We start from the raw sequence: 6177 nt of genomic DNA, 5'->3' as shown, positions 1-6177 counted from the left end.
GATACATATTATATGTACGAAGGCATTTCATTTACACAAGATTCTTGACGCTACCGTTTTCTCTTTATTGAACCAAAAAACAATCGTAGATACCATATCACTACACCACTTACTAAACTCTGTTCGAATTTCTATAATACCAACATTACATCATCTATTTTTCAATCTGATCAGTAGTTTAAGAATACGGAAAAAACGATGCCTCAAACAGAATACAAAAATTTTTTCCTGGTTGTTCAAAAGTTTGTAATTTATATTAGCAAGTGCATTTTTATACCTTGGTGTTTCTAGTAGTTGTTCAATTTCATTCTTAATGTTACCGAATTTTTTTGTATTTTTTTCATTAAAAAAATACCTTGCAAAAAAGGAATTAAAACTTGTAAGTTCCTTCATATAAACAGCCTGATACATTAAATCTTCCTTACCATATTTATCCAAAAACTTAAATGTCTCGTCAAAATAAGTTTCAAAATTTGAAATTATATCAGTTGAATACTTATGAGAAGCAGAATTTTCGTCTTCTCTGTAGTAGTAATTATTTTTCTTAGTATATGCAATCTTCTTAGCATTCTCGAATGCATACAGGCAAAAAATATTATCTTGCATTCTCTTCATACCAGGAACAAATTCCAAGTTATTTTTTTCTAGAAAATCTCTATTAAACATCTTACACCAAGGCACACCTGCAGCTATTCCTTTTGGATAGTATCTGCAAAGTTTCTTCCCTACTAATTGGTACAACAGCTCATTTTTCTGAGCCCCTGTCAGTACCCTGCTTTCACCTTGTAAAAAATCATTTTTTTGATTGTTATCCTTATAATTTATAAAACAATTAGATACGGAAAAGTCAGCATTTGCGTTTTCTATTGCTTCAACCAAATCAGATATGTAGTCCTCAGAAACCCAATCATCTGGATCAACAAAACATATATATTTTCCGCTCGAAACTTCTAGTCCTTTATTTCTTGCTACAGAAACACCACTATTAACCTGTTTATGAACTTTTACTCTAGAATCACTTTTTTGTAATGATAAACATACATCAATTATATTGTTTGTAGAACCATCATCTATTAGTATTATTTCAATATTTTTGTATGTCTGTTTGAGTAGTGATTCAACACATTTTTTCAAAAAGTTATCTTCTATATTAAATATTGGTAAAATAATACTTACGAGTTTTGTCTCCATCAGTTTTTCTCCTACAAATAGTTTAATTAGTTCTATGAGAATACAGTTCAATAGTCAAAATCAATATGCTTTATTATCTTAAGCATCATTCAATAAAAAAAAGCTGTTCAACCCCAGCTTTTCTTTTAAAAACACTATTATACAACTTCATTTCTCCAATAATCGATGTTTGCAAATAAACCTAGGAATATCACATTAAAGGATAATTCAAACAGATGCTGATCAATTAGCGAACTAAGAATTGCAAACAGTAACCACACAATCAAACCAAAGCTCTTTTCATTGTAAAATTTACGATACAAGAAATAAATTACAAATAACAGAACAAAAAATACAAGAATTCCTTCCATCATCAATAATCGAATAAATGAAACATCTATATAAAAGTAATCAAAGGGATGACTGTGTACCCCTCCATTACCATTTTGATAAACAAACTGTCCTAAAAACGTTACATTATAATTTTTAAAAGCTTCATGACCGTATGTTAATCTTCCAGACAAAAGCTTATTCACGATTTGAAAAATGCGTACTGAAGGCTCAAAGAGATAAGCCAAGACAATATTTAAGAAAATTACTACAAAAATAGTTCCTGCTGCAATTCTTACACTTATCTTCTTAATAATGCGAAAAATAAGTTTTTTGAATACAGTCACCAAGATCACCATAATCATCAGTAAAAAGTCTAATCGTGTATCCGTAAGGGCATAAACCATAATTGAAAAAGCACTTGCGGCTATATACTCAGGAATACTAAACTTAAATTTTCTCAAAGCAGCATAAGAAAGCAGTATATAAAAACATCTTGCGGCCAAATCAGTTGGGTAAACAGCTCCTACTGAATATCTAACAGTTGGCTCCATTAATCTGCCGATTGTTACATTAACAATAACTCCAAATAAAGATGCGATGGCTGCAATAATAAATACAGATACCACTGCCCACAAAAACACCTTTATTATCTTTTTAAAATCTACATTCTTTGCTCCAACGATATACACATAGTAATAAAAAAATAAATATTCCCTTGAAGTTGTACAGATTTGCCACAATGCCAAACCTGATAACAATATTACGCTTATACTTTTTAAATCCCATTTGTCAAACAACAGAACTTTTATTAAAACTCCTACTATCGTCAATTCACTTATTAAATAAGTATAATCACTGACAGAATTAAGCCAAACAAACATCGTCCCATTAATTGCACTTGCTATGATGTACACTGCAAACATTGATAAGTAAATCAACTCTGGTACACTTAGTGCTTTATTGTTCAACGGAGCTACTACAGGTTCTTTTTCTATATCATTTATCATTTTCAAGTTAACCCCATTATCGAAGCCTTTTATTATTCAAAACTAAAATTGACTAACAAAAGAACTAAACTCAGTCTCCTATTTCTGTTTTTACAACGTTCAACGCTGCACTTATAACTTGATCCATATCGTAGTAACGATACTGTCCCAATCGACCACCAAACAAAACATTTTTGGCTTCCCTATCTGCTAATTCCTTGTATTGTTTATACAATGTATTATTCTCCGTATTATTAACTGGATAATAGGGTTCATCCCCACGCTTCCAAGTTTTTGGATATTCACGAGTAATAACTGTCTTGTTTTTGTCACCTTTGCCAAATTCAAAATGCTTATGCTCGATAATTCTTGTGAAAGGAGTTTCAGCATCAGTATAATTCACAACCGCATTTCCTTGGTAATTATCAACATCTAATTTTTCTGTCTCAAATTTCAGACTGCGATACTCCAACTCTCCCAAGGAATAATTGAAATATTCATCAATCATACCTGTAAATATGATTCTATCAAATTCCTTTAAATATTCATCTTTCTTATCAAAGAAATCAACACCTGTTTCAACAGTAATCAGATCACTAGCAAGCATCTTTTCAACTATCTGTGTATAGCCGCCAACTGGGATTCCTTGGTAATCATCATTAAAATAATTGTTATCATATGTCAATCTAACTGGTAATCTACGAATAATGAATGCCGGCAGATCCTTTGTTGAGCGACCCCATTGTTTCTCTGTGTAGCCCTTAATTAGCTTTTCATAAATGTCCGTACCAACTAAAGAAATTGCCTGTTCTTCCAAATTCTCAGGTCGTTTGCCCTTCAGAATTGATTTTTGTTCATCAATTTTTGCCTGTGCCTCTTCTGGTGTCACAACGCCCCAGAGTTTATTGAACGTATTCATATTGAATGGCAAATTATAAATTTCGCCATGATAGTTTGCAATCGGACTATTCGTATAGCGATTGAATTCTGCAAATTGATTTACATAGTCCCAGACCCTTTTGTTTGAGGTATGGAAGATATGTGCTCCATATTGATGAACCTGAATACCATTTACTTCCTTGGTAAAAATATTTCCAGCAATATGGTTACGTCTCTCAATTACTTTAACCTCATGCCCCTTTTTAGCAGCTTCATACGCAAATGTCGCTCCAAATAATCCTGCTCCAACTATTAAATACTTGGTCATTTTCTTCCTCCAATATTATCATGCGGTAAATTTATTTTTTCTGACTATAATTGCAATATACTGAAAAATGCTTTATATGTACAAGAAGTTTCTTGATATCTAATAAAATTTAATTTATATTTACAAACATTTCGATATGCTTAGCCAACCATATCTCTATTTACCATAAAGTCAATCAAAATATATCTACTATTGAACGCTATATCCAGTTTAGATTATAATAAAAGTATTAAATGGTCAAGTAATTACAGAACTTTTAAGTAATTATGATATAATGCATGTGTGTTTCCTATTGGGTTTATTTATAGGGCAGCAACATTTAAAATTTATTAGTGAGGTTTTATGTATAATGAATAAACAATATCATATTACGGTTGCAGGTACAGGCTATGTAGGACTATCGCTTGCGACACTTCTTTCTCAAAATAACATAGTAAAAGCTATCGATATAGTAAAAGAAAAAGTTGACCTTATAAATGAAAGAAAATCACCTATTCAAGATAAATATATAGAGGAATATTTATCAACAAAAAAACTTAATCTTGTAGCAACAACAGATGAAAGCTTTGCTTATAGTGACTCAGATTTTGTCATCGTCGCAGCACCAACAAATTATGACAGTAAAACTCATCTCTTTGATACTTCTGCTGTTGAAGCTGTGGTTGACTCTGTTCATAAATACAATCCAGAGGCTGTGATAATTATAAAATCAACAGTTCCTGTGGGTTATACTAGAAAACTGCGTAAAAAAACAGGCATAGCAAATATTATTTTTAGCCCAGAGTTTCTGAGAGAATCTAAGGCTCTCTACGACAACTTATACCCAAGCAGAATAATAGTTGGATACGAAGAATCTGACAATGGTTTGCTCGAAAAAGCAAAAACTTTTGCAGCTTTACTTCAGGATGGAGCACTAAAAAAAGATATAGACACATTATTTATGGGATCTACTGAAGCGGAAGCAGTAAAGTTATTTGCTAACACTTATTTAGCATTGCGTGTATCTTATTTCAACGAGCTAGACACATATGCAGAGCTTAAAAATTTAAATACTCAACAGATTATTGAGGGCGTAGGTCTTGACCCTCGTATTGGTACGCACTATAACAATCCCTCTTTTGGTTATGGCGGCTATTGCTTGCCCAAGGATACAAAACAGCTTCTTGCCAATTATGACGGGGTACCTCAAACACTTATCAAAGCAATTGTGGATTCAAATAAAACGCGTAAGGACTTCATCGCCGATCGTGTTCTTAAAACTGCGGGTTATCATAATCATGATAAAGAAAATGAAATGAGTATAACCATTGGTGTCTACCGACTGACAATGAAAAGTAATTCTGATAATTTTAGACAGAGTTCAATTCAAGGTGTTATGAAACGAATCAAAGCAAAGGGCATAAATATAATTATTTATGAGCCTACTTTGGAAGATGGATCTACCTTTTTTGGAAGTAAAGTTGTAAATGATTTAGTTTCTTTCAAGAAAAATTCCTCTGCTATTATCGCAAACCGTTACAACAACGAATTGTCTGATGTCAAAGATAAAGTTTATACGCGCGACATCTTTAAAAGGGATTAAAGACATTTTATATATTAATAACTATTATAAAAGGCTGGGTCAAAAGTTAACTTCTGATCCAGCCTATTTGTTTCGAATAAACATGTTTCATAAAAAAGTTGCCACTATCAGACTGCCTTTTTACTTAATCCCATTTTTCTTAGGAAAAATAACCCAATTTTACGAACCCAATTTTGTTTCCCTATGAAAAGAACAGGTAACTCTGCATATTTTATTTGATTCTTCTCAAACCAAACGTCTAATAAAATTTCACTGATAAACCCAAAAATTCTTTTTTCGTAATCAGAGTACTCCGAAATATCAACTCTTTTTTCTACATCGGGCAATATATCAAATAACCATTTCGTATAACTGTCAAATACTTCACTTTTGGCGATCATCATGTTAAACATATGAACAGCTCTTCTGTTAACTACCTCTTCAAAAGAGGGAATATACTCAGGATAACGTTCACCTATAACCTCTTTTGCAACCTCAAGTCCCTCTATATGATGTGCATGCTCATAATGAGACCATGATGTTTCAATATAGTAGTTCCTTTTGTGGGGTAAAATTGCGTCATTTTCTTCTAGTAAACTTGTAATTTTATCACTCGTAAGAATTTCATTGAATTTTTCCGCGGGTGTTTTAAAAAATGCTGCTTTTCCATTAGAAAAATATCTACGATAATGTACAAGTCCCTTCACATCAGCGACCCTATTTTTCCATGCCCAATATTGAACAGTTAACTCACAATAATTAGGATTTTTTGCAGAAATGTTTACACCTGTGTTATCTCTTTCAAATCCTTTAAAGTTTTCCGTATTTTCACCAACTTGTACCGGTATATATACATTTTCATTTGGCATCTTCACATTTTTGTGACTAACCACATAAATCTCAGTTTTCATTAAGTCCTA

The 6177-nt window shown here is 32.1% G+C and carries 5 protein-coding genes; 1 reads left to right on the top strand and 4 read right to left on the bottom strand.

Features of this window, described 5'->3' with window-relative positions:
- Window positions 1-150: 150 nt before the first annotated feature.
- The 3 genes from IV36_RS09935 to glf all read right to left on the bottom strand — a co-directional run bounded on the left by IV36_RS09935 (window position 151) and on the right by glf (window position 3696).
- Window positions 151-1191 (bottom strand): glycosyltransferase family 2 protein, encoded by a 1041-nt coding sequence (locus IV36_RS09935; RefSeq protein WP_056992164.1) that lies wholly within the window; start codon window positions 1189-1191, stop codon window positions 151-153.
- A 137-nt stretch (window positions 1192-1328) separates the two neighbouring features.
- Complete coding sequence (locus tag IV36_RS09930; RefSeq protein WP_056992162.1) at window positions 1329-2510, bottom strand: hypothetical protein; 1182 nt, start codon at window positions 2508-2510, stop codon at window positions 1329-1331.
- Between the two features lie 70 nt (window positions 2511-2580).
- Window positions 2581-3696 carry a UDP-galactopyranose mutase gene (glf, locus tag IV36_RS09925; RefSeq protein ID WP_056992161.1) on the bottom strand — a complete coding sequence of 372 codons (1116 nt, stop codon included), beginning with the start codon at window positions 3694-3696 and terminating at the stop codon, window positions 2581-2583.
- Window positions 3697-4045: 349 nt separating this feature from the next.
- Here glf and IV36_RS09920 point away from each other — a divergent pair, with 349 nt between their 5' ends.
- Complete coding sequence (locus IV36_RS09920) at window positions 4046-5278, top strand: nucleotide sugar dehydrogenase (RefSeq protein WP_056992159.1); 1233 nt, start codon at window positions 4046-4048, stop codon at window positions 5276-5278.
- 107 nt (window positions 5279-5385) lie between these two features.
- Here the strand turns inward: IV36_RS09920 and IV36_RS09915 are convergent, their stop codons facing one another.
- Window positions 5386-6168 (bottom strand): DUF4422 domain-containing protein, encoded by a 783-nt coding sequence (locus IV36_RS09915; protein ID WP_056992157.1) that lies wholly within the window; start codon window positions 6166-6168, stop codon window positions 5386-5388.
- Window positions 6169-6177: the final 9 nt, after the last annotated feature.

Source organism: Liquorilactobacillus mali (genome assembly GCF_001437155.1).
GTDB lineage: Bacteria > Bacillota > Bacilli > Lactobacillales > Lactobacillaceae > Liquorilactobacillus > Liquorilactobacillus mali_A.
This window is presented reverse-complemented; position numbering and strand designations above follow the sequence as displayed.

Bases quoted from the DNA above. Each gene is read 5' to 3' on its own strand.
- IV36_RS09935 (WP_056992164.1), bottom strand. From the start codon at position 1,191: ATGGAGACAAAACTCGTAAGTATTATTTTACCAATATTTAATATAGAA.
- IV36_RS09930 (WP_056992162.1), bottom strand. From the start codon at position 2,510: ATGATAAATGATATAGAAAAAGAACCTGTAGTAGCTCCGTTGAACAAT.
- glf (WP_056992161.1), bottom strand. From the start codon at position 3,696: ATGACCAAGTATTTAATAGTTGGAGCAGGATTATTTGGAGCGACATTT.
- IV36_RS09920 (WP_056992159.1), top strand. From the start codon at position 4,046: ATGAATAAACAATATCATATTACGGTTGCAGGTACAGGCTATGTAGGA.
- IV36_RS09915 (WP_056992157.1), bottom strand. From the start codon at position 6,168: ATGAAAACTGAGATTTATGTGGTTAGTCACAAAAATGTGAAGATGCCA.